Raw genomic sequence first — 1,694 nt, forward strand, 5'->3', positions numbered from 1 at the left:
ATCCCATGGTGTTGCTCAGCATCGGCTCGCTCGCTATAAAAATAAATATACAGCGGCGAATAGTAGCGAAGCCGTTGGAAACGCTTCATGAAACCTGTTGCAGCGGCGCTTTCGAACGCCACCACCAACCGCGCTGCAAACCGGCAGCCGCCAGCAGGATCGCCGCCACGCCCAGCCATTGCAGCCAGCCCAGTCGATGGCCGAAGGCAAACCAGTCGACGAAGATCGCTGCAATCGGGTAGATAAACGACAGGGCTCCGGTGATCGCCGTCGGCAGTTTCTGGATCGCCCCGTACAGCAGCACATACATCAAACCGGTGTGCACCACGCCCAGCGTGACCAGTGCCGCCCAGGCATTCGTCGTGGCGGGCAGGCTGTGCCAGGGCACCAGTGGCGCCAGCAATACGGCGCCGGCAGTCACCTGGATCAATGCCATCAAATGCGGCGGGACCTCTTTCAAGCGCTTGATGATCAGCGCGGCAACCGCGTACAAGAACGCTGCACCCAGGGCCAGCGCGATACCCGCCAGGTAATCCCCGCCGCCGCTTTGCTCTTCGCCATGAGCAGTGACAATCGCCAACATGCCGAGGAACGCCACGCTGAGCCAGGCGATTTTCTGTGAGGTGATCTTTTCACCCAGGAACACCGCCGCCAGCATCACCAGCATGAACGGTTGCACGTTGTAGACCGCCGTGCTGATGGCGATCGAGGCGTGGGAATAGGATTCAAACAGCAGCAGCCAGTTGCCGACGATGGCCACGCCGCTGAGCATCGCCAGCCCGAACCTGGCCCATGTCAGCAAGTCCAGCCGCAGGTAACCGAGCAACGCGCACACCACCAACAGCGTCAGCCCACCGATCACGCAGCGCCAGAACACCACTTCGATGACCGACACGCCCGACCCCAGCACAAACCAGCCGATGGTGCCCGAAATCAGCATGGCGGCGACCATTTCCCACGACCCGCGACGGATAGATGTGTCCACGATGGAAGCTCCTCAAATGAGGCATAAGTATGTCAATCTGCGGGCCAGCGACTCCAGCGACTAAAAAAGGCAAAACCCGACCATTACCTTTTGTTATTAGGCAGACATCATGATTGACACCATCGACCAGCAACTGATCGCAGCTTTGATGGACGACTCGCGCCTGTCCCTCAAGGCCCTGGCGGGTATCACCGGGCTTTCATCGCCCAGTGTCGGCGAACGCCTGCGGCGCCTCGAAGAGCGCGGCGTGCTGACCCACTACACCGTCGACATCGACGCCAGACACTTCGGCTACCTGCTGCAGGCCATCGTGCGCATCCGGCCTTTGCCCGGCAAATTGCAGGAAGTAGAGCGCCAGATCCAGGCCATTCCGGAGTTCACCGAGTGCGACAAAGTCACCGGCGAAGACTGCTTTATTGCGCGCCTGCATGTGCGCACGATGGAACAGCTGGACACCCTGCTCGATCGCCTGAACGTCTACGCCGAAACCAACACCGCGATCGTCAAGAAAACCCCGGTGAAACGGCGTTTGCCGCCGTTGGCGGACTAAGGCCTTCTTCAATTAAACGCAAAACCAACCTGTGGGAGCGGGCTTGCCCGCGAAGACGGAGTGTCAGTCACCGGATGTAGTGACTGATACACCGCTATCGCAGGCAAGCCAGCTCCCACAGTTTTTCTGTGTTTACAGCAGAGTACCGATGTCGTGGCC

Annotated in this window: 2 protein-coding genes; one reads left to right on the plus strand and one right to left on the minus strand. The window is 59.7% G+C overall.

Annotated features, from left to right (window positions below; all coding sequences use genetic code 11):
• Positions 1-85: 85 nt before the first annotated feature.
• Positions 86-985, minus strand: a complete 900-nt coding sequence (locus WBB95_RS08960) for a DMT family transporter (RefSeq protein ID WP_424487257.1) — start codon at positions 983-985, stop codon at positions 86-88.
• A 109-nt stretch (positions 986-1,094) separates the two neighbouring features.
• Here WBB95_RS08960 and WBB95_RS08965 point away from each other — a divergent pair, with 109 nt between their 5' ends.
• Entirely contained in the window at positions 1,095-1,535 is a 441-nt protein-coding gene (locus WBB95_RS08965) for an Lrp/AsnC family transcriptional regulator (RefSeq protein WP_424487258.1), read from the plus strand.
• The last annotated feature ends 159 nt before the right edge of the window (positions 1,536-1,694 follow it).

Source organism: Pseudomonas sp. (assembly GCF_049645325.1).
Lineage (GTDB): Bacteria > Pseudomonadota > Gammaproteobacteria > Pseudomonadales > Pseudomonadaceae > Aquipseudomonas.

Bases quoted from the DNA above. Each gene is read 5' to 3' on its own strand.
- WBB95_RS08965 (WP_424487258.1), top strand. From the start codon at position 1,095: ATGATTGACACCATCGACCAGCAACTGATCGCAGCTTTGATGGACGAC.